A 19,491-nucleotide genomic window follows, 5' to 3' on the forward strand; every position below is an offset into this window, starting at 1 on the left:
ATCCTTAAAGTTTTATCACTAATATTTTTTAAATGACCCAAAAGTCCTATTTCAGATAGAGCTGGTGATGAGCGAGTTCAAGTGAAATAGCCCCCACGTTACCTGCACCTTGGGTTAATAACAAGTCATTCGGTTGTAACACTTTTTGTATAACATTCTGCAGATTGCCTTGGACCGGATCGATCAGGATTGGTTCAACCTCGCCACGCAGACGGATGCTGCGTGCTAGCGATCGGCTGTCCGCACCCACTATCGGCTTTTCACCAGCAGGGTAAACTTCAAGTAACAGTAACTGGTCAACCTGTGAAAGTACATCGACAAAGTCATCAAAACAGTCTCGGGTACGGCTGAAGCGGTGAGGCTGGAACATCATAACCAGTCGACGGTCAGGGTGGCTCTGCCGTGCAGCCTTGATGGTAGCTTCTACCTCTTTCGGATGATGTCCATAGTCATCGACCAGCTTGACTGTACCCTGTTCCAGCCCAAACTCACCCTGAACCTGGAAACGGCGCCCCACGCCACTGAAACCTTCCAGTGCACGGCCAATTGCCGCATCGGATACACCTTCATCTGTTGCAACACCAATAGCTGCCAGTGCATTTAATACATTATGCAGGCCGGGCTGGTTAATCGTCAGGCGTAATGGCTCACGATCTTTACGTAATACCGTAAAGTGACTGCGCATGCCATCCTGTTCAACATCGACAGCGCGAATGTCATTGTCTGGATTGAAGCCATAAGTTAATAATGGACGCGCGATCCGCGGCATGATTTCACGAATATTGGCATCATCACCGCATACAACTGCCAAGCCGTAAAATGGCAGCTTGTGAAGGAACTGGATAAAGGTATCTTTCAGTACATCAAAACTACCGCCATAAGTATCCATATGGTCAGCATCGATATTGGTTACGATAGCTGCCATTGGCTCAAGATGTAAAAAGGATGCATCTGACTCATCGGCTTCAGCTACGATATAACGACTTGCTCCTAATGCAGCATTTACACCAGTACGGTTCAGCAAGCCGCCAATAACATAAGTAGGATCCATGCCTTCTTCTGCCAGCATACAGGTCAGGAGACTGGTAGTTGTGGTTTTACCATGAGTCCCTGCTACTGCAATGCCATGACGGTAACGCATCAGCTCGCCCAGCATCTCGGCACGGCGTACCACTGGAATACGCTGTTCGATCGCGGCTTTGACTTCCGGATTCTCAGGATCAATTGCGGTAGACACTACCAGTACACTGGCATTTTTAATATTATCAGCCGCATGGCCAATAAATACTTTAATACCATTTTCTTCGAGCTGAGCTGTGGTCTTCGAGGCCTTAATATCTGAACCTGAAACGCAGTAACCCTGATTTTTAAGTACTTCAGCAATACCACACATACCTGCCCCACCAATTCCGACAAAATGAATTTGCTTGATACGGCGCATTTCAGGAATTTTAATTAATTCTTTAACTTGTTCAGCAGGAATAGAAGGAGACATAATAAACTCTATATTACAATTTTTTAATTAAATCAACCACGTGCTGAGTTGCATTCGGTTGTGCCTGTTGCCGCGCTTTGACTGCCATTTCAGTCAGTAACTGGCGGTTAAGTAAGGGCGTTAAAAGTTCTTTTAAATATTCAGGGCTCATGACGGCTTGCTGACAGATTTTGGCAGCACCCAAATCTGCTAGAAACCGGGCATTGGCAGTCTGATGGTCATCTACAGCGATAGGTAAAGGTACAAATATGGCAGCCACCCCAGCAGTTGCGACTTCAGTAACAGTAAGTGCGCCAGCACGACAAATAATTAAGTCAGCATCACTATAAGCTTTGGCCATATCGGTAATGAACGGCTGTACTTCAATTTGCAAACTTGCTGGTGCTCCCTGATAGGCAGACTGGGTAAATTCCAGCTGTTTTTGTCCACACTGATGAAATACCTTTAAAGGCATATCAAACTGTTTTAATACGGCAGGGACTCGCTCATTTAATGCTTGTGCACCCAAGGAACCTCCCACAATTAAAATATTTAGCGGTGCCTGTGCAGCTGCACGCTGATCATAGCGCCATTTTGGATTTAGAATTTCAGCAATTTCTTTACGAACCGGATTACCGGTTGTGACCACTTTGGACTGTGGCGGAAAAGTTTCTGGAAATGCCTGACAGACTATTTTTGCAATACGAGAAAGCTGCATATTGGTAAAACCGGCTACGGCATTCTGTTCATGAATAATGACAGGTATACCCAATAAACGAGCAGCCAAGCCACCAGGTCCTGCAACATATCCACCAAAACCAGCCACCGCATCAATTTTTAGCTGCTTCATATAACGCATAGCACTAAAAGTTGCCTTTAAAATTTTAAAGGGCGCCATAAGTTTACGAAGTATGCCATTACCACGTATACCCTGAATATCAATCTGGTAAATTGGAATTTTCTGATCTTGAAGCAGGCGGTTCTCCATACCCTGAGGAGTTGCCAACCATGAAACCTGAACACCTTCTGATTGTAATTGTTTGGCAACAGCAAGCGCAGGAAAAACATGGCCGCCTGTGCCGGCAGCCATAATCATGACATGTTTGGATATACGTTGTTGTGAGTCAGACACGGCTTAATTCTTCAATACTAAAATAATTCGACTGGGAACCAGTTTTTTGACCGCTAATTGTAATCACAAAGTTTAAGCTTCGAAAAGTTTATTTACTTTTTTTCACCAAGCATATCATCGTTTTTTTCTTGGAATTTTAAAGTTTAAACTAGTTTTATTATTAACCCTATATAAATTCGTATAATTATCGAGAGTTTAATTTAATTAAAGATAAAAATATCCCTTCTCGTTCTTTATTATGATTTTTCTCTTGAGTAAAGTTTTGTATAAGAGCTTTACTGACTCAAATACAAGATTAATAAAAATTATCATATTATGCAAAAATTCTAATTTTTTTATAAAATCTCATTATAAACTATAAAAAAATTCTCTTAATATTCAAAAAATCCAATATTTTCATGGATGAAAAACGTGGCTCCAGCTTCTTTAAAGACTAATTTTTGCATCATTTTCGCAGGTTACCTAGCCGCTATTCACGTAGGTAAACTATCTGCGGGTTTACCCATTCTACAGCAGGAAATTGGCCTGAGTTTAACTCAGGCAGGTTTAGCACTTTCACTGGTACAAGCAGCTGGTATGTGTTTTGCTCTAAGCTTGGGCGAGCTTTCACAATATTTTGGTTTAAAAAGATGTCTTATATTGGGTTTAGTCATTCTAGGCTGTGCCAGCATGGGCAGTTTATGGATTAACGATCTTTATAGCCTGTTTATTTTCCGTTTTATTGAAGGTGTTGGCTTCCTTTTTATCACTTTATGTGCTCCAACTTTGCTTAAACAGCTGAGTACGCCTGAATCACTTAACCTGAAAATGGGGCTATGGGGATCCTATCTGGGATTAGGTGTGCGTCTCGCCCTGCTGTTTATACCACTCTTGTTAGAGTTCTGGAGCTGGCAGCAGATCTGGAATATGCTTGGCTTATCTTGCCTGTTGCTGGCGGCTGTCGCGTACCTACAGTTACCGCCTATCAACAAAATACAAAATAGCTCCCCTCCTTTATTCATTAAGCTTTTGAAAACAACCTTAAGTCATCCGCCTGTACTGATCTTGGCTCTTATTTTTGCCTGTTATACCAGCCAATGGCTGACAGTAATTGGCTTTTTACCGACATTGTATCTTGATGAGCAGATTAGTCTAAAAGTTGCCGGAACACTAACTGCTCTTGTTTCAGTTTCTAATATTTTAGGTACGTTTACTTCCGGTATTTTATTGCATCGTGGTCTGGCACCTGTACGGCTCATTAGCACAGGTTTTATACTTATGGTCATGATGTGCTGGCTGGCTTTCTCTACTTATTTTAATTTGTCTTTTGGTCTGAAATATCTAGCTATCATGGTATTTTCAATATTGGGAGGTTTTATTCCCACTACTATTTCTGCCATTAGTCTGCATTATGCACCACAGCCAAATGCCACAGCAGCCAGTATCGGGTTAGTCCTGCAAGTCTCTGCTTTTGCACAACTTACTATTCCCCCACTGACTGCAGCCTTAATTTCTTATACTCAGCTCTGGAGCATGATTGCTTGGGTCAGTACGATTCTCTCTGTGCTTGGTCTGATCTTGACCATAAAATTATTTCAGCGCTATCCCTATAGAATATAAAGAAGCCCAGATCTGGGCTTCTTTATATTTCCAGTTTTAAGCTGAGGGGCTGTTTTCCAGAACTTCAAACAGATCATCCGCAATTGAAGTACCAAACTGGTTATCAATTTCGCGAATACAGGTTGGACTGGTAACGTTAATTTCAGTCACATAATTACCAATAACGTCAAGGCCTACAAAGATCAGGCCCTTCTCCCTCAGGTAAGGTCCAACTTTAGCTGCAATTACTTTATCATTTTCAGTTAAGGGACGGGCCTCGCCCAAACCGCCTGCTGCCAGATTACCGCGTACTTCACCATTTTGTGGAATACGCGCCAAGCAGTATGGTACAGGCTCTCCATTGATCATTAAAATACGTTTATCACCATCAACAATTTCCGGAATATAACGCTGTGCCATAATTGGCTGTTGTCCGAGTTGAGTCAGCATTTCTAGTGTGGAACCAATATTGGCTCCTGTCGCACTTAAGCGGAAAATTCCAGCGCCGCCCATACCATCAAGTGGTTTGACAATCACATCCTGATGTTCTGCAATAAATTCACGAATCAGCTGTTGCTGTGAGGTCACCAGGGTTGGCACCTGCAATTCTGGAAACTGAGTTGCAAACAGTTTTTCGTTACAGTCGCGCAGGCTCTGCGGTTTATTGACAATACGTGCACCTTCCCGCTCTGCCTGCTCCAAAATATAAGTTGTATAGATGAAGTTCATGTCAAATGGCGGATCTTTACGCATCAATACCACATCATAGGCTGCGATTGATTCTTTTTGTTTTTCGCCTAACTCGTAGTAATGATTATAGTCTTCAAATACCTTTAAAGGAGAAATCAGGCCCCAAGCTTTACCCTGATCAATGTATAAGTCTTGCTGTAATGCATAACCGAGTTCATGGCCACGACGGCTGGCTGCCCATAGCATAGCCATGGTTGAGTCCTTTTTCAGATTTACATTTTCAATAGGATCCATCACAACAAGTACGCGCATCTGTCTTTGCTCTATCAATTTTTAATCCAGAAAAGTATAGCGGAGATTAACTGTGCTTTTTTCTCAATTTTAGTAAAGCTTTTATTTCATGTTAAATATCTTTATAAAAAGGGTCAGTATATAAAACCCTGTCAGACCTTAATATTATTAATTATTTTTAGTTCCTCTATATGGGCTAATTTTTCCAGGTGATCAAAACGGAATAAAGAACTCAAACTGGTCAGGAGTTATAACTTTATTTGATTGAATAGAAGAATAAAGCCCTATTATAAATAGGGCTTTAAAAGACTTAAACTTTTCGACTGAATATCAGATCCCATATTTCATTCGATAGGCTTCCATTTTTGAAAGTGCCACCTTATCGCCCTTCGTTTTTAGATAATTCATCAAGTCTTTCATCGTAATCAGTGCATGTACAGGAATCTCCAGCTCCTTCTGCACTTCCTGAATTGCAGAGAGTTCACCCTGACCTTTTTCTTGGCGATCAAGAGCAACCAGTACGCCGGCAATTGATGCACCCGCATTTTTAAGGATAGTTACTACTTCACGGATGGCTGTGCCAGCAGTAATCACGTCATCAATAATCCAGACTTTTTTTCCTTGTACTGAAGCACCTACCAGTACTCCACCTTCGCCATGATCCTTGGCTTCTTTACGGTTAAAGCCCCATGGCACACTTACACCATGATTTTGTGACAAAGCCACAGCTGTAGCGGCCACAAATGGAATCCCTTTATAGGCTGGCCCGAAAATTACTTCTACCTGATTGCATTCTGTCAGCTTGTCAGCATAACCTGCTGCCAGTAATGACAATGCTTCGCCATCATTAAGTAAACCTGCGTTAAAAAAATAAGGACTCACACGGCCTGATTTTAAAGTAAACTCACCAAATTTAAGCACACCACGTGATAAGGCAAGTTCGATGAAAGCTTGCGGGTTAAATTGCACAGGCGTTGTCATGAGGTGCTCCAAATTTTTAGATTGAGGTAAGACTTGCGCATGATACCAAAGAGTAGCTATCCAGGTGATCAAAAAATTCTACGTGTGGTTTCAATTAACGTAAACGGTTTACGTTCCTCAGTGACTAAAGGCCTGCTGGAATGGTTGGAACAGTCTAATGCTGATGTAATTTGCATGCAGGAGAGCCGGATTACCCATGCGCAGTGGACCGATAAATTTAAACCAGAAGGCTGGTACACGCATCTGTTTCCAGCTGAGCGTCCAGGCTATGCTGGAACTGCGATCTATAGCCGCCTGCCTTTTATTTCAGTTAAAGATGGCCTAGGTTTTGAACTGGCTGACAGCCAAGGCCGCTTTGTTACAGCTGAATTTGATTTAGGATTCGGCTATCCGGTTTATATCTGTTCACTTTACTTACCATCAGGTTCATCTGGTGATGAAGCACAGGCACGTAAAGATTACTTTTTAGAAGAGTATCAAAAAATCCTTAAGCAGTGGCGAGAGGAAGGCAAATCTATCATTATCTGTGGGGATTATAATATCGTACATAAACGTATTGATATTAAAAACTGGTCAGGTAACCAGAAGTCCTCCGGTTGTCTACCTCATGAACGGGCGTGGCTGGACCATATCTATAATGAACTGGGTTATGTAGATACATTCCGTGAAGTTCGTCCAGAAGCAGAACTTTATTCGTGGTGGTCCAACCGTGGTCAGGCCCGTGCTAAAAATGTAGGTTGGCGAATTGATTACCAAGCCTGTTCACCAGACTGGAAAAACCGTACAGTTAATGCTTGGGTATATAAAGAACAATGGTTTAGTGATCATGCACCAGTCATAATCGACTATAAAATAAACTAAAATAGTGTACACATGTAAACTCAATGTGAGTTTTTGTCCTACATGATTTGTAGTTATTGTTTCTTTTTATTACAGCTGCTTAAGCGCATTATACCGCTACGGCACAAGGATGGGTCAGGATGACACGAAAAGGATCGGAAGCCGTAGGATGAAGAAAATAAACTAAATGATTTAGCTTATTTTTTAAGGACATGACAATGGACGTTAGCTTGAGACCCGCATGATCAGGATGATTAAATGTGGGTTTTCTCTATTTTAGGACTCTCATTTTATAAAACCCTCTTGATTCATATATTTTTAAATCTTACTCCTTTATTAAATTATTTTAAGTCTTTCATGTGACAGTCCTGTGTCACTTTCATAAAAGTTTAATTTCAATCGAATAGCCAATACTAGTAATTTTAGCTAACCTTTAGTCTTGTCGAAAAGGTTAAAAAAGATAGTAATATGCTGAAAATTTATGGAATTAAAAATTGCAGTTCAATGAAAAAAGCGTTTGATCTGCTCAATGAACTAAACTTGCCCTATGAATTTCATGACTATAAAAAACAGGGAATAGATAAAGAGACTCTCAAGGAATGGCTGGAGCAGATGGGAGCTGAGGTAATTCTTAATAAAAAAGGAACTACCTGGCGAAAACTTTCGGAAACAGAGCAGCAGAAAGCCCTAGAGAGTGAAGAGCAGCTGATTCAAACTTTAATTACCCATACCAGCTTAATCAAACGTCCGGTATTAAAAACACCACAAGGCTATGTGGTAGGTTTTGATGAATTTTCTTATCGAACGCTTGCTGAGAGAAGCTAAGTTTAAAATATAAAAATCCCGGCAATTTTGCCGGGAGTTTTATCGAATTTGACTTTAGCTCAAGCTTAGTTAGCGCGAACCCAAGTCTGGTTACGGCCTAGAGCTGATACACCGATATAACCACGCAATTTCAGTTTTTTACCACCTTCAGCCAGCTCACCTTTCAGTTTATAGGTTTTACCTGACTGTGGATCAAGAATGGTTCCGCCATCATATTTGTTGGTACCTACACTTTTCAGGTTATGAACAATGGTTAAACCTTTAAGTGACTTGTTTTTGTATGGACCTTCACATTTCGTACAGGCATTTTCCTCACCTTTGGTGAGTACATTCTGAATAGATGCTGTCAGAGTTCCATTTTTCTGTTCAGTAAACTTGACTAAGGCTTTCGCTTGATTAGTCTGGTCGTCTATCGTTTTCCATACTGTACCATTAAGCGGATCAGCTGCATTTGCCAAAGCAGTCACGCTGAACAGTCCTAACACAATTGCGATTTTTTTCATTTTTCTAGCTTCCCTTGTCCTGCACTAGTCGACCACCCTAGTATTAAAGAAGTCACAACAAGAATTCAACTTTTGAATGTGACCGTTTAGTGTACGCTTGTAAAAACTGTCGGTAAATACACTTCAATAAAAATAGTAAATCACCATAATGGAAAAAGTATGAAGATTGACCCAATTTTTAAACAATTTTTAGCCGAGTCACTGCTGAAATCGCTGGTACGTAAACCCAGCCAATTTGCTCTTCCTCTTCCTGTACTGCGTACTGCGTTTAATCAGTTGGGCCGAGTCTTTCCCAAAAATCCTGAAGTCGAGATCCGGGCACTCCGGTTAGCCGGTGTTCGCGCAGAAGAAATCAAGCCTCAACCTAATGCTACCCAGATGATTCTACATATTCATGGGGGTGCTTTCTTTTTAGGAGGTTTGGCTACTCACCGGTCTTTTATGACTGAGCTTGCTGCCCGAACCCAGATGCAGGTCGTTCATATTGACTATCCTTTGGCACCAGAGCATCCATACCCCGAAGCTCTGGAAGCTGTATATGATATTTACCAGACTCTACTCGACCAAGATATTCAGCCCAAAGATATTATTTTGTCAGGTGATTCTTGTGGAGCTAATCTTGCATTAGCACTGATTTTACGACTCAAGCAGAATGAACAACCATTGCCGAGTGCACTGGTACTTATGTCACCATTTCTGGATCTGACCTTGACCAGTGAATCCTTACGCTACAACCGTAAACTTGATGCATTATTATCAATCGAATTACTGGAACGGGGTATTGAATACTATGTACCGCCTTCAATAGATACAGCAGATCCACAGGTTTCACCCTTATTTGGTGACTTCAGCGGTTTACCCCCAACTCTGGTTCAGGTCGGCTCTAAAGAAATTCTGCTAGATGATGCGCAGCGTTTTAAGGAAAAGGCCGAAGCTGCTGGAGTTGAGGTAGATTTTAAAATTTATACAGGTATGTGGCATAACTTTTCAATGTTCAGCGCCTGGTTTGATGAAAGTAAACAGGCACTCGCTGACCTATCTGAATTTGCGCATCGAATAGATCGCAGCTAAATTTTAATAAAATCAGAAAGATAGTGTCATTTTATTGTTCAATAGGACAGTCAATATAGTTTTATATTCTGTTTATTAATAATAACTAATATCAAATATCAGCAGAAGCCGGCATTTAAATAAATGCCGGCTTTTCACTAATCTTATCTGTATTACTTCCTAAAACAGGTAAGAAATACCTAAACCACCCTGATAATCCGGTGTGTCTCCTGCAAGGCCGACCCCGACGCTAGCATCCAGCTGGGTACGATTATTAACCTGATACATCAGGCCTGAAGCCAGAGAGGTTTCATCTGACCGGCTTTCTGCCTTACGGTAAACGAATTCAGAAAAACCGGACAACTTGCCAGCAATCTGATATTCAAATGTAGGTACCGCAGTAACTGCCCAGTTACCATCTTGTACTTCATAACGCATTGTGATTGAAGTATTAACCAGATCATTATAAACATAGGCAACAGCAGAACTCAGACTATAAATATCATCTTCATTACTAAAACCACTATTACCGGTTGCCAGAACAGCTTCTGCCAGAATTGCCATCGATAGACGCTCATCACCTAAGTCTATGGCTTTTTTTACACCAATACTGATATCACCCAAACCGTCATCTTCTGTTGTTTTGCCATTATATTTAGTCTGGGTCCAGGCTGGTCCTTGCCAGCCTAGTTGTAATTCCAGGTCAGGCATTAAACCGGTCCGTAAAAGTGTATCGGCATTTAAATTTAATACTCTCTGTTTTTCGCCAGCCTGATAACTTTTATCATAACTTACTGTCGGTAATCCCTGTTCCCATGCAAGCTGGCCTACTGGTGTAATACTGGTACCAAAACCTGTACCTGGACGGTCAAAAGAAAAATCGGCAGCCATTGTATGTACGGCTACAGTAGAAAGCATAACAAAAGATAAAGTTTTAGATAAATTCATAAGATTACTCAAAATCAGATTAATTCTTTCGACATTTTTGCGCCATTTTGACGTAGCAGTTCCAATGCATCTTTTTCTTCAGGTAGTGACTGTGTCCAGTCTATTTTATCAAAATCGCAGTCAAAGAATAATTCGCTGATTGATGTGAGAATAGTTTGACCTTCCTCATCACGAGTATTTGGATCTACTTTATGATCAAGTAAACGTTGTATGGCAGGAGTACAGGCAGCACTTGCAGCATCCCAAAGTGGACCATAAAACTCTTCGGCATCCCATAGGTGTAAATTGGCTTTAGCTTCAATTAAAGCATCAAGTATCGCCAAATGTGGTTGTAATTTTTGCTGTTTTTCCTGCTCTGTCAAAGGTTGATCAGAAGCATAAGCTTCTGAAACGTCTTCCCACCATTGAAACAGGCCATCGCATACTACTGAAATAGGAGGGCCTTTTTCAGGATCAATAAAATTCGGGTCGAGCCCCTCATTTAAAAGACGTTGTACCTGCTCCAGATCTAATTCTTCTATGGCCTGGATCAAGGCTTGTTGTGAGGCAGTTAACATATCTTGGCACTCTACAGGAAATTTTCTCCTATTATGCCGAAGAATTATTTATTTGTTGAAAGGAAATTGTTGAATAAAAATAATAAGCCATAAAAAAGCCCCTAAGGGGCTTTTTTTCTTACTCAGGTAATTCATCTGGTATTTCGAGAGTACCACCACGCTGAGGTTCATTTTTTTCAATTAAATGCTCGAGACTACGTTTCAATTTATCTATAGCTCCATGAATGGCTAAATCGACACTCGGTGCTTTATGCTTGACTGCAACAGGTTTTAATCCGGAAGGACGGGCTTCGATCATACAACGGATATCGTCATCTCCACCTTTTAAGCCGTTCTCATCGGTGATATGAACTGAAAAATGAGTAATTCGCTCATTGTGACGTTCGAATTCTTGGTTTAGTTCTGCACGCACATAGCTAATCAGACGTTCACTGTTTTGAATATTTTTATCTGTACGGATTTCAATGTTCATAATCTCATCCTCTTCTTTCTGGTCGAATCTTACCTGTGCAAAACTTGTTGGAATTGACACATATTACGGGTGACTTAAACACAATACTTAATGATTTACCGAGCAGTTTTTTGTGCCTATCCTCCTGTTTTAGCTCAATTCTCGCTAAAATTTTATTCATGCTGTTATCTTCAATATCGGGCTAAGTTTAAAAATATGCAAGTGAATTCTGTAAAAATTTCTAAAGCATACACAACGGTAACAACACATCACGCTTTTCCCTACAAACCTATTTAGATATATGCATAAATCCTGCTTTAATAAGCCAAGTGGTTTTTGAAGAACCTTGTCCTATATTTTCGAACCGGTTAGACATGCCCCCTTTATAAGAAGATTTATTTTGAGTTCATAGAATACAGAGATTAAGGTTGCAACTTGTTCTATAATCGGTATGATCTAAATATATAATTTTTCAGGCCTATTCCAAATAACTAGAGAAGGGCCAGTTTTTTAACCAGAGAGTTTAAGGAAAATTTCAAGAGTTCCGCTTAAAATTCTTGATGCATACAGTTTCAGCTTTAATTCCGGGTTTATCTTATATTTGTTTTAGCGCGTCCACTTCGGTGGACTTTTTTTCTTTACTGCTTAAATTTTGTCTTTATTTTTAAACAATAGTGTGTATTCTTTATGCCGTCTACGGGGGAGAGACTGACATGAAATTTACACATATCGCACTGACATGTGCTCTAGCAGCAACTGCGTCCATGGCTCAAGCCAAACCAGTCTGGCAGGATTTTAGTATTACCGGACTGTACGGTGAAAACTATGAACTTACTACAGAGCCGGAACAAACTACTGTAACCTTTGAATATGCAGCCAAATTACAATATGGTGATGTATTTGCTTTTGCAGACCGTACTGAAAGCGGCGGTGATAAAGGTACCTATTTTGAATTTTCTCCACGCTTAAGCCTGGGCGAAGTTTCGGGTAAAAAACTGTCTGCCGGCCCAGTTAAAGATGTACTGATTTCAACCACTTGGGAAGGCAATAGCGGTGATGGAATTGAGAGTTTTAATAACTATCTCTACGGTATCGGTTTTGATTTAGCTATTCCTTATACTCAATATGCCAGCATCAACTTTTATCGCGCAAATAATGAAATCCAGAAAGATGACTGGCAGATGACACTCACTTATGGAGTACCGTTTAAATTAGGCAGCCAAGACTTCTTGTTTGACGGATTTTTAGACTGGTCAACTGCAGAAGATGACGAAGTAGCTCATGCAAGTGAACTGAACTGGACCAGCCAGCTTAAATGGAATGCCGGTAAATATATTTCACCTGAAACCCGTCTTTACCTAGGTATTGAATATTCTCTCTGGAACAATAAATACGGTGTACCAGATGTACGCGAAAATAACGTAAGTGCGTTAGTAAAATACCATTTTTAAACAATAATTAAATGTTTAAAGCAGAGCCAAGGCTCTGCTTTTTAATACTTTGATTTTTTAACTTATATCAAAGTTCTACATTGGACAGATTTTTCTTGGCCTACATGTCAGTTGCAGGATAACTTTATAAAGTTTGCCTAAATTTAAAGCTTAAATAAGCATATTGAAGCATAAATATATAAATCGAATTGTAGGATAAAACTATAAAAAGCTACTGGCAGATCATTCCTACTACTTTAAAAAGTTTAAAACTATCCTATCTAAATACTTACTTTTAAAAGCACATTTTTTTAGTTACGGATCATTCCTATCGATTAAAATAAATTTTTATGCATTTAATTTTTTGATTCTAATAACGATTTCAAAAAGTCACTATAGTATTTAATTTCTTCAATATTTTGATTGAACTTGTTTTTTCTTTTGATAATTTCTGTTTTAAGCTCAGGAAAGTCTATAAGGGCTTGCTCACAAGCTTTGATTTGGTTCTCATAACTTTTTTGCTTCTCTTTTAGCTCAGTAGTTTTACAAACAAGTTTTTTCAAACTACTTTTAACTGCGATTAGATCAAATTGTTTTCTAAATTCGTACATGTTTTCTGTTTCCACAAATGTTGAAAGCCTTGAATTGTCAGAATGAATATTTTTGGCCAAGTAACCTTGTTTTACTAGTTTTCTTAAGATTCTATAAAGTTGTTGTTGGTTGATTCGTTGCTTTTCATCTTCTGAAAGATTCAATTTGTTCCAAATTTGGTTTGATGTCCATTCATCAATTTTGTTTTGATGTAAAAGAACAAGAAAAGATTGAAAGATAGGAGAGACTATTTGTTTCATGATTAAAAACTAGAAAATCAAAAAGAGGATTATAGTCCGTGGATATATAATCCACAAATAGTGATAGTTCTGTTTTTTAAGCATTTGAATGTTTATGTCAGAACTTACTATTCAATTTGGGCAATTGGTTCGCAAGTACAGAAAAGAAATAAATATGTCACAAGAGCAATTAGCATTGCTCTGTAACATCGATCGTAGTTATCTAGGACGGATTGAAAGAGGAGAAGTAAATCCTACACTTGAAAAAATCTATGAGTTATCAAATGCATTACAGATCAAAGCCTCTGAATTAATGCCTTAATACAAGATTCTAGAGAATGAAACTTAGTAGTAAAAATTTTTTATTCAATAAGAAAAGTGAATCTATGTCTGATATAAATATATTTGATGAAATTGTTGAGCAAAATAATTTATTGACTACCTTTATAAATAATTATGTATTAGAGAATGGTAAGGAGCTTTTTTTTGAAATTATAAAAAGTAAGCTTCAAATTTCTAAAAATAGATATGATTTCATAATTAAAATATTAAGCAGAAATATCAAAGTAGATGAATTTTTAATGAATGATATTTTAAGATGTATCGCAAAAAAGCTATGTGAATCAAATGATATAGATTTTTTAAATAGGTTTAAGCTTCCTGATAATAACCTTTTATCTAAAGCTTCTTTGTATGAATATGACCCAGCTAAAAATGGTCAAAATATTTTAAAGCATGGATTAGATTTTGGAGCTGTTATCAGCTACGGTGGCAGTGATTATGGTAGATTAATTAGTTATACAAACTCAGAAATTGAAGATAGATTTGTCATCTTTTCAAAATATTATGTTAACAATAAAAATAATATTTTTTTAAGCGATGATAAAAAGAATGAAGACTTTTTATGTATCGCTACAATCGCAACGAATGTGGATATTGGTTTTAGATTTATCTCATCAAGAGCTCTTAAGATTAAAAATGATAAAGAATTAAAAAAAGAATTAAAAAATATGATTAAAGACGATAATCTAGATGATTCAACAATGAATGGCCTTCGGAATACAGCATATCAAATATTGAACGAATATTATAAGCCAAAGTAGATAGTTTCAATTCCAATCTACTTTAGCTATATTGAATAAAAATATCTTTATTTTACATACAGCTCATTGATACCAGGTCTCGATGCATGATTACTTGCTCGTAAAATTAATTGATTAAGTAATTGCTCTCTAATCCTGTATTTGGCTTCAAAAATTGAGGTTTTATGTGAGGGTAAAGTTAGTAGATATTTTAAATTAACAACTAAATAAAAAGGTTCTTGCTCTACATCCGTAAAAAATAAGGGCGAATGCCATTCGAAGTCATTCTTTCTTTTAACGAAATCTGTTTTTGATATCTTATAACCTAAATAATATGGAATTAAACCTTCTTTTTGTTGAGCATAATCACATACTGCACCTAGTCTAACAAATATAGGTTCATAGCTTGACGATTTTTCAGGTTTTATCCCAAATACATCTGTCTTAATTTGATCTATAGTTAATCCAAAAAAATCATTCGTCATTTCATTGCCCCAACTCATCGGGTTTAATACAGCTCCCCAATCCAATGGTGTCATGTTTTCATAACCAGTAACGGCAAGATGTAGCATCTTATTGTACTTACCAATTGCTTTAGGATCAGTAATTCTTGATTCTGGGGTATTTACCTTAGTAATAGCATTTTCCCAAATTTCTTCATTAAAATTTTTATTATTCAGAATTTTATCAGTTAGAATTGGTGCAATTGTAATATTGAACGCTTGTTGACGGTCTTTATTAACATGTCCATCACCCAATGTAGAGCTAGTAATACAGCTTAATACTTTGTCTATTTCAGATGGATAGTCGTTAAAATTTCTCTTATCGTTTGGCACTAAATTTAATAGTTCAATAAGGGTCTGATTTACAGCCTCTAAGACTCTTGACTCCCAGTCAAAAAGAGCTGCTATTTGTGGGACAGACGAAAAAAAACCTTTAATTTCTTCTTTGAACGTTTCGCGATTACTTTCTTTTATTGAGCTATTAGCATCAATATACATAGTTTTAGATAAGGATTTGATAAGTAAAGGTTTGCAATATTTTTTATTTGGATCTAAACGAGTTTCTATATATTCAATTAATTGATCACATTCTTGCGGATTATCTGTCCATAGAATCATTATAAAAGGACCATTATCACATGAAATAACTGTCTCTAAAATTCTAGTAATTTCAGCATAATGGGTACTTGATCCCAATGAGCTACTACCAGATAGATTTAAATCTATGAATAAACCTCTCACGCCTTTGTAATAATCTTGATGTAAATGAGAAGCATCTTCTTCATTATATTGAACCCCAATACATGAAGAACCAATATGTTTAAATGTCTCAATAATAGGCTCTAAGTGTTCTTTTTTATCATCAAGCACAACAAAACGTGGAGGTGTTAACATTATTAATTTAACCTAAAAAATTAATCAAAAACTAAAGCCATAGCTGCACCATCAAACTCATTTGGTACATCATCCTGATCATCAAGAATAACTAGACGTCCTTTATTTACTTCCATTGCAAGATTCACATAATACAAGCCTATACCCATACCATTAGGTCTTCTCGTAAAGAAAGGTTTTACTAACTGCTCTTGCTCATCTTGGAAACCTGGACCATTATCAGCAACAATAATTGCTGTTTTACCATAAAAGTCTCTACGTACGTCTATATAAATCTTTCTTTGACCTATAGTATCTTCAGGCCAGCGTGCTTGAAGCCAATATATTGAATTATCAAAGATATTATTTAAACAACCGATTAATATTTTAAATATATATTTTTGTTCAATATCAGGAATATTTTCCTCAAGGAATGGACAAACGAATTGAACCTTATGTGCTCTGAATCGAATCGAGGCAATATCTCTTGCACGACGAATCAAGTTTTTTAGGCTCGCCGGCTTATTATCCCCTTTTCTCAACAAGTCAGAGAAACTATCTAAAATTTTCACAAGTTCATAGGCATGATCTTTAATTAAAGTAATATCTTCACTATACTCAATAGTCCGATATAAAGATCTAACACCATGTTCAACTTCATGGAAAACAATAGCTAGTCCCATATTATTAAAACCTGAAGTAAGCATTACTTCACGCATTTCATTATAATTTTTTTCAGTTTTCTCAATTAATGGTTCTAATTCATCTGTTAAGTTATGCTTCTTCGCCAGTTTTCTAAGTTCAGTTAATGGCTTTTCAATTTTTTTCTCTTCTATATTTTTACCTGTTTCCGTTACTTGTCTTATACGCTCTTTATCTTTTTGACGCTCTGTCTCAACAATAGATAGGACACTTAATACAATTTGTTGGAATCTTTCATACGTCTCATTTTCAATGAAACCTTCTCGATTAGTTTTCTCTTGTAAATCAAAGCTATCTTCAACGCTGAGATCTAACGAACCAACAATGATGTTCCGGCTAATATGCCTACCAGGGACATTCACTCTTCGTAAATCTAGACCGAGCCAATCATCGCCAGGTTCGCCATAGTTATAAACTCGTATATTGTCTCGATATACACGAATACCGCCATTTTCATTCAAGAAGCTTTCAACAAGTTGTTGCTCTCCAAACTTAGATATAACTAGCTTATCGCGATCATATATAAAAAATTCACCGCTAATATCACCAATTCCAAATAGGTCTTCAGGCTCCACAACAACTTTATTTTTTTTCAAATTTGATGGTAATAAAAGTTTTTCATTTTCTAATAATTCTTGACGAGGTTCTACTTTGATTCCAGGAACACCAATAAAATTATAACTTAAAGATAGTAAACCTTTGACGATTGAAAATGAGATATGCCAAGGAGCTCTCTCCTTTAATTTATCAATATCTGAAATACCTTCGGTCCAGTCAGGATGTCCTTTAACTTCAAGTAAAGTTTCAAACTTATCACTTCGTTTTTCATTAAAAGGTGTAGATATTGAAGTAATTTGGCGTAAAAGTTTTCTTACATCGCCTCTAGACCAATTTTGTTCTCTTAAGTTACTTATAGTAATTTGAGTACCTGTATTTTCTCCTGTAAAGGTAATTGGAGTTCTCGTAACTACTTCTACTCGAGTATCTTCTAAAAAAGGTTTATCAATTAAATCTTGCCAATTAATATGGAGAACACATTCATCAGAATCTTTAGCCCTTGTGACGAGTTGTATTTCATTACCTAATTTATGGACTGCAAATCTTCCCAGCCCCTTCTCACCTAAAGGTAGACGACCTGCTTTTGTTCTCTTTTTTTCTTTTTTTTGCTGTTCCTTATGATCGTGAGCTGGGACAAGCCAAATATTTTTAATAATTTCTGCTGACATCCCTTCACCATTATCTTCGACAATAATTTTGGCACTTTCTGTATTAACTCCCTCTAATGTAATTAAAACAGTATCCGCATCAGCATCATAAGCATTTTTCACAAGCTCAAAAATTGCTAAACGAGAAGAACCAATTAGCTGATCACCGAGCATTTGTAGTAGACGTGCTCGTGGACGAAATGCTAAATCTTCTGAAGTAATGTAATTTTCAGTCATTACCAATCCTTTAATAATTTTTCTGCAATTTTTTGTGCAAGTAAAACAGGTACTGCATTTCCAATCTGTTTAAAGGCACTTGTACGTGCTGGTTTTCCCGAAACATTTTCAAAATAATAATCATCAGGAAAACTTTGAATTCTTGCTGCTTCTCTAGGTGTTAATGAACGATTTTGTTCAATATCAGGATGAATGTAATGATGTCCATCTTTAGAGATATGTGCAACAACAGTATGGCAGGCGGTCAAATCTCCAGCAACCACTTTAAAACGATCAACAAAAGAATTACGCCCTTTATGACTTTTTAGGCGTTCAGGTAAATCATCATAATGGAGACGTCTTTTTTCAGTATCCCATAACTTAACAGCGTGCTTATAAATTTCTAAATCTTGCTCAGAGTGTGGACGTGCCTCATGCCAAGTTAAAGGGAGGTCAGTTGATATCTGAGCATCTTTCAGCCATTGCGATGGTTCAGAGATCGGTTCTAATGGGGAAGATTTACCTCCACCGGCATTGATTTTAGGAAGATCTTTGAGTAGATCCCAAACGGTTGCTTCAGGAGCCCATTTTTCAATCTCAGGGTAAAAAGATTTTTTACTACGATGTCCTCTTTTACCTACCAAAATGATTCGCTTTCTATTTTGAAGAACACCATACTCACTTGCTGATAAAGTTTTATATTCAATTGAATAACCTATTTCGACAAATAGACTTTTCATTTTGTCGAAATAAAACTCACCATTTGGATCTTTAGCGGTTAATAGTCCAAGTACATTTTCAAAAACAAAATATTTAGGCTTATACCTTTTTAGAAATTCTGCATAGTATTTATATAGGTGGTTCCTTGGATCATTAACCATGTTACTGCGTGAGCGTCCAACTAAAGAATAAGCTTGGCAGGGTGGACCACCAACAATAAGATCTAGTTTTGTATTCCCCAATAGGGTATCAATTTTTTTGAAGATTGATTTAAGAGTATCGGGACCAATAAACTCATTGATTACAGAATCAATCTCATTTTGAGGGATAGTCTTGTACAATTGCTGACGTGTTATTTCGTTTCTTAAATATTTTGAATAAATGTCTATAGAATTATTATTTTTAAGCCAATGAAATGCTTGACGTGTTTTAAGTGTAAAGCAAGCTGAAGTATCCGCTTCGATATGGGCAACTGGTTGAAATCCAGCACGAATAAATCCCTCAGACAAGCCTCCAGCACCAGCAAATAAATCGAGAAATTTTAAAGCGTTAGGCATACAGCATCAGAAGCAAATAAATAAATGCCAGGATATCAAGAATCCTAAGATTT

At 37.6% G+C, this 19,491-nt stretch carries 19 protein-coding genes; 7 read left to right on the top strand and 12 right to left on the bottom strand.

From position 1 onward, the window contains the following. Positions 1–46 precede the first annotated feature (46 nt). Both murC and murG read right to left on the bottom strand, forming a co-directional pair. The gene (gene murC, locus ABZP31_RS14110; protein ID WP_174498802.1) at positions 47–1,495 is read right to left on the bottom strand and encodes a UDP-N-acetylmuramate--L-alanine ligase; all 1,449 of its coding nucleotides are present in this window, start codon (positions 1,493–1,495) and stop codon (positions 47–49) included. Positions 1,496–1,508: 13 nt separating this feature from the next. After that, positions 1,509–2,606 carry an undecaprenyldiphospho-muramoylpentapeptide beta-N-acetylglucosaminyltransferase gene (gene murG / locus ABZP31_RS14115; protein ID WP_248121983.1) on the bottom strand — a complete coding sequence of 366 codons (1,098 nt, stop codon included), beginning with the start codon at positions 2,604–2,606 and terminating at the stop codon, positions 1,509–1,511. Between the two features lie 402 nt (positions 2,607–3,008). Between murG and ABZP31_RS14120 the strand changes: the two genes are divergently transcribed. Then, complete coding sequence (locus tag ABZP31_RS14120) at positions 3,009–4,205, top strand: CynX/NimT family MFS transporter (protein WP_248133766.1); 1,197 nt, start codon at positions 3,009–3,011, stop codon at positions 4,203–4,205. Positions 4,206–4,241: 36 nt separating this feature from the next. Here the strand turns inward: ABZP31_RS14120 and gshB are convergent, their stop codons facing one another. Then, positions 4,242–5,186 (bottom strand): glutathione synthase, encoded by a 945-nt coding sequence (gene gshB / locus ABZP31_RS14125; RefSeq protein WP_248133767.1) that lies wholly within the window; start codon positions 5,184–5,186, stop codon positions 4,242–4,244. A gap of 309 nt (positions 5,187–5,495) precedes the next feature. Continuing rightward, positions 5,496–6,146, bottom strand: coding sequence for an orotate phosphoribosyltransferase (pyrE, locus tag ABZP31_RS14130; protein WP_248133768.1), 651 nt, complete (start codon positions 6,144–6,146; stop codon positions 5,496–5,498). 39 nt (positions 6,147–6,185) lie between these two features. Between pyrE and ABZP31_RS14135 the strand changes: the two genes are divergently transcribed. Beyond that, on the top strand, positions 6,186–7,007 hold the full coding sequence (locus tag ABZP31_RS14135) for an exodeoxyribonuclease III (RefSeq protein WP_248133769.1): 822 nt from the start codon (positions 6,186–6,188) through the stop codon (positions 7,005–7,007). Positions 7,008–7,454: 447 nt separating this feature from the next. Then, positions 7,455–7,811 carry an arsenate reductase gene (locus ABZP31_RS14140; protein WP_248131763.1) on the top strand — a complete coding sequence of 119 codons (357 nt, stop codon included), beginning with the start codon at positions 7,455–7,457 and terminating at the stop codon, positions 7,809–7,811. 65 nt (positions 7,812–7,876) lie between these two features. On the opposite strand, the gene ABZP31_RS14145 is transcribed toward ABZP31_RS14140, so the two are convergent. Then, complete coding sequence (locus tag ABZP31_RS14145; RefSeq protein WP_005017798.1) at positions 7,877–8,314, bottom strand: DUF2147 domain-containing protein; 438 nt, start codon at positions 8,312–8,314, stop codon at positions 7,877–7,879. A 159-nt stretch (positions 8,315–8,473) separates the two neighbouring features. Here ABZP31_RS14145 and ABZP31_RS14150 point away from each other — a divergent pair, with 159 nt between their 5' ends. Then, on the top strand, positions 8,474–9,385 hold the full coding sequence (locus ABZP31_RS14150; protein WP_248133770.1) for an alpha/beta hydrolase: 912 nt from the start codon (positions 8,474–8,476) through the stop codon (positions 9,383–9,385). A 159-nt stretch (positions 9,386–9,544) separates the two neighbouring features. Here the strand turns inward: ABZP31_RS14150 and ABZP31_RS14155 are convergent, their stop codons facing one another. The 3 genes from ABZP31_RS14155 to ABZP31_RS14165 form a co-directional block, all read right to left on the bottom strand. Beyond that, positions 9,545–10,312: a transporter gene (locus tag ABZP31_RS14155; RefSeq protein ID WP_017400576.1), complete on the bottom strand. Its 768-nt coding sequence runs from the start codon at positions 10,310–10,312 to the stop codon at positions 9,545–9,547. A gap of 14 nt (positions 10,313–10,326) precedes the next feature. Then, entirely contained in the window at positions 10,327–10,869 is a 543-nt protein-coding gene (locus tag ABZP31_RS14160; RefSeq protein ID WP_248133772.1) for an ankyrin repeat domain-containing protein, read from the bottom strand. Positions 10,870–10,987: 118 nt separating this feature from the next. After that, on the bottom strand, positions 10,988–11,341 hold the full coding sequence (locus tag ABZP31_RS14165) for an HPF/RaiA family ribosome-associated protein (RefSeq protein ID WP_005017781.1): 354 nt from the start codon (positions 11,339–11,341) through the stop codon (positions 10,988–10,990). Between the two features lie 692 nt (positions 11,342–12,033). Here ABZP31_RS14165 and ABZP31_RS14170 point away from each other — a divergent pair. After that, positions 12,034–12,771, top strand: a complete 738-nt coding sequence (locus ABZP31_RS14170; protein WP_111282610.1) for an outer membrane protein OmpK — start codon at positions 12,034–12,036, stop codon at positions 12,769–12,771. Positions 12,772–13,106: 335 nt separating this feature from the next. Here ABZP31_RS14170 and ABZP31_RS14175 read toward each other — a convergent pair whose 3' ends face one another. Next, a complete protein-coding gene (locus ABZP31_RS14175; RefSeq protein ID WP_367156833.1) occupies positions 13,107–13,601 on the bottom strand; it encodes a hypothetical protein in 495 nt (164 codons plus the stop codon). 88 nt (positions 13,602–13,689) lie between these two features. On the opposite strand from ABZP31_RS14175, the gene ABZP31_RS14180 reads away from it, so the two are divergent. Both ABZP31_RS14180 and ABZP31_RS14185 read left to right on the top strand, forming a co-directional pair. Further along, the gene (locus tag ABZP31_RS14180; protein WP_367156834.1) at positions 13,690–13,902 is read left to right on the top strand and encodes a helix-turn-helix domain-containing protein; all 213 of its coding nucleotides are present in this window, start codon (positions 13,690–13,692) and stop codon (positions 13,900–13,902) included. Between the two features lie 16 nt (positions 13,903–13,918). Then, positions 13,919–14,683, top strand: coding sequence for a hypothetical protein (locus ABZP31_RS14185; RefSeq protein WP_367156835.1), 765 nt, complete (start codon positions 13,919–13,921; stop codon positions 14,681–14,683). A gap of 47 nt (positions 14,684–14,730) precedes the next feature. Here ABZP31_RS14185 and ABZP31_RS14190 read toward each other — a convergent pair whose 3' ends face one another. From ABZP31_RS14190 to ABZP31_RS14200, 3 genes are read right to left on the bottom strand one after another with little or no spacing between them, the layout of a single operon-like run. Beyond that, positions 14,731–16,059, bottom strand: a complete 1,329-nt coding sequence (locus ABZP31_RS14190; RefSeq protein WP_367156836.1) for a hypothetical protein — start codon at positions 16,057–16,059, stop codon at positions 14,731–14,733. Between the two features lie 20 nt (positions 16,060–16,079). Beyond that, positions 16,080–18,182 carry an ATP-binding protein gene (locus tag ABZP31_RS14195; RefSeq protein ID WP_367156837.1) on the bottom strand — a complete coding sequence of 701 codons (2,103 nt, stop codon included), beginning with the start codon at positions 18,180–18,182 and terminating at the stop codon, positions 16,080–16,082. Further along, a complete protein-coding gene (locus tag ABZP31_RS14200) occupies positions 18,182–19,438 on the bottom strand; it encodes a DNA cytosine methyltransferase (protein ID WP_367156838.1) in 1,257 nt (418 codons plus the stop codon). Before ABZP31_RS14200 ends, ABZP31_RS14195 begins: the two co-directional genes overlap by 1 nt. Between the last annotated feature and the right edge of the window lie 53 nt (positions 19,439–19,491).

It is taken from the genome of Acinetobacter sp. FL (genome assembly GCF_040744925.1).
GTDB lineage: Bacteria > Pseudomonadota > Gammaproteobacteria > Pseudomonadales > Moraxellaceae > Acinetobacter > Acinetobacter radioresistens.

What these genes read in the sequence shown, in the direction of transcription:
- ABZP31_RS14140 (WP_248131763.1), top strand. Translation starts at nt 7,455, where the DNA reads ATGCTGAAAATTTATGGAATTAAAAATTGCAGTTCAATGAAAAAAGCG.
- murC (WP_174498802.1), bottom strand. Translation starts at nt 1,495, where the DNA reads ATGTCTCCTTCTATTCCTGCTGAACAAGTTAAAGAATTAATTAAAATT.
- ABZP31_RS14145 (WP_005017798.1), bottom strand. Translation starts at nt 8,314, where the DNA reads ATGAAAAAAATCGCAATTGTGTTAGGACTGTTCAGCGTGACTGCTTTG.
- ABZP31_RS14180 (WP_367156834.1), top strand. Translation starts at nt 13,690, where the DNA reads ATGTTTATGTCAGAACTTACTATTCAATTTGGGCAATTGGTTCGCAAG.
- ABZP31_RS14150 (WP_248133770.1), top strand. Translation starts at nt 8,474, where the DNA reads ATGAAGATTGACCCAATTTTTAAACAATTTTTAGCCGAGTCACTGCTG.
- ABZP31_RS14190 (WP_367156836.1), bottom strand. Translation starts at nt 16,059, where the DNA reads ATGTTAACACCTCCACGTTTTGTTGTGCTTGATGATAAAAAAGAACAC.
- ABZP31_RS14165 (WP_005017781.1), bottom strand. Translation starts at nt 11,341, where the DNA reads ATGAACATTGAAATCCGTACAGATAAAAATATTCAAAACAGTGAACGT.
- ABZP31_RS14170 (WP_111282610.1), top strand. Translation starts at nt 12,034, where the DNA reads ATGAAATTTACACATATCGCACTGACATGTGCTCTAGCAGCAACTGCG.
- ABZP31_RS14155 (WP_017400576.1), bottom strand. Translation starts at nt 10,312, where the DNA reads ATGAATTTATCTAAAACTTTATCTTTTGTTATGCTTTCTACTGTAGCC.
- ABZP31_RS14195 (WP_367156837.1), bottom strand. Translation starts at nt 18,182, where the DNA reads ATGACTGAAAATTACATTACTTCAGAAGATTTAGCATTTCGTCCACGA.
- ABZP31_RS14120 (WP_248133766.1), top strand. Translation starts at nt 3,009, where the DNA reads ATGAAAAACGTGGCTCCAGCTTCTTTAAAGACTAATTTTTGCATCATT.
- ABZP31_RS14200 (WP_367156838.1), bottom strand. Translation starts at nt 19,438, where the DNA reads ATGCCTAACGCTTTAAAATTTCTCGATTTATTTGCTGGTGCTGGAGGC.
- pyrE (WP_248133768.1), bottom strand. Translation starts at nt 6,146, where the DNA reads ATGACAACGCCTGTGCAATTTAACCCGCAAGCTTTCATCGAACTTGCC.
- ABZP31_RS14160 (WP_248133772.1), bottom strand. Translation starts at nt 10,869, where the DNA reads ATGTTAACTGCCTCACAACAAGCCTTGATCCAGGCCATAGAAGAATTA.
- ABZP31_RS14185 (WP_367156835.1), top strand. Translation starts at nt 13,919, where the DNA reads ATGAAACTTAGTAGTAAAAATTTTTTATTCAATAAGAAAAGTGAATCT.
- ABZP31_RS14135 (WP_248133769.1), top strand. Translation starts at nt 6,186, where the DNA reads ATGATACCAAAGAGTAGCTATCCAGGTGATCAAAAAATTCTACGTGTG.
- gshB (WP_248133767.1), bottom strand. Translation starts at nt 5,186, where the DNA reads ATGCGCGTACTTGTTGTGATGGATCCTATTGAAAATGTAAATCTGAAA.
- ABZP31_RS14175 (WP_367156833.1), bottom strand. Translation starts at nt 13,601, where the DNA reads ATGAAACAAATAGTCTCTCCTATCTTTCAATCTTTTCTTGTTCTTTTA.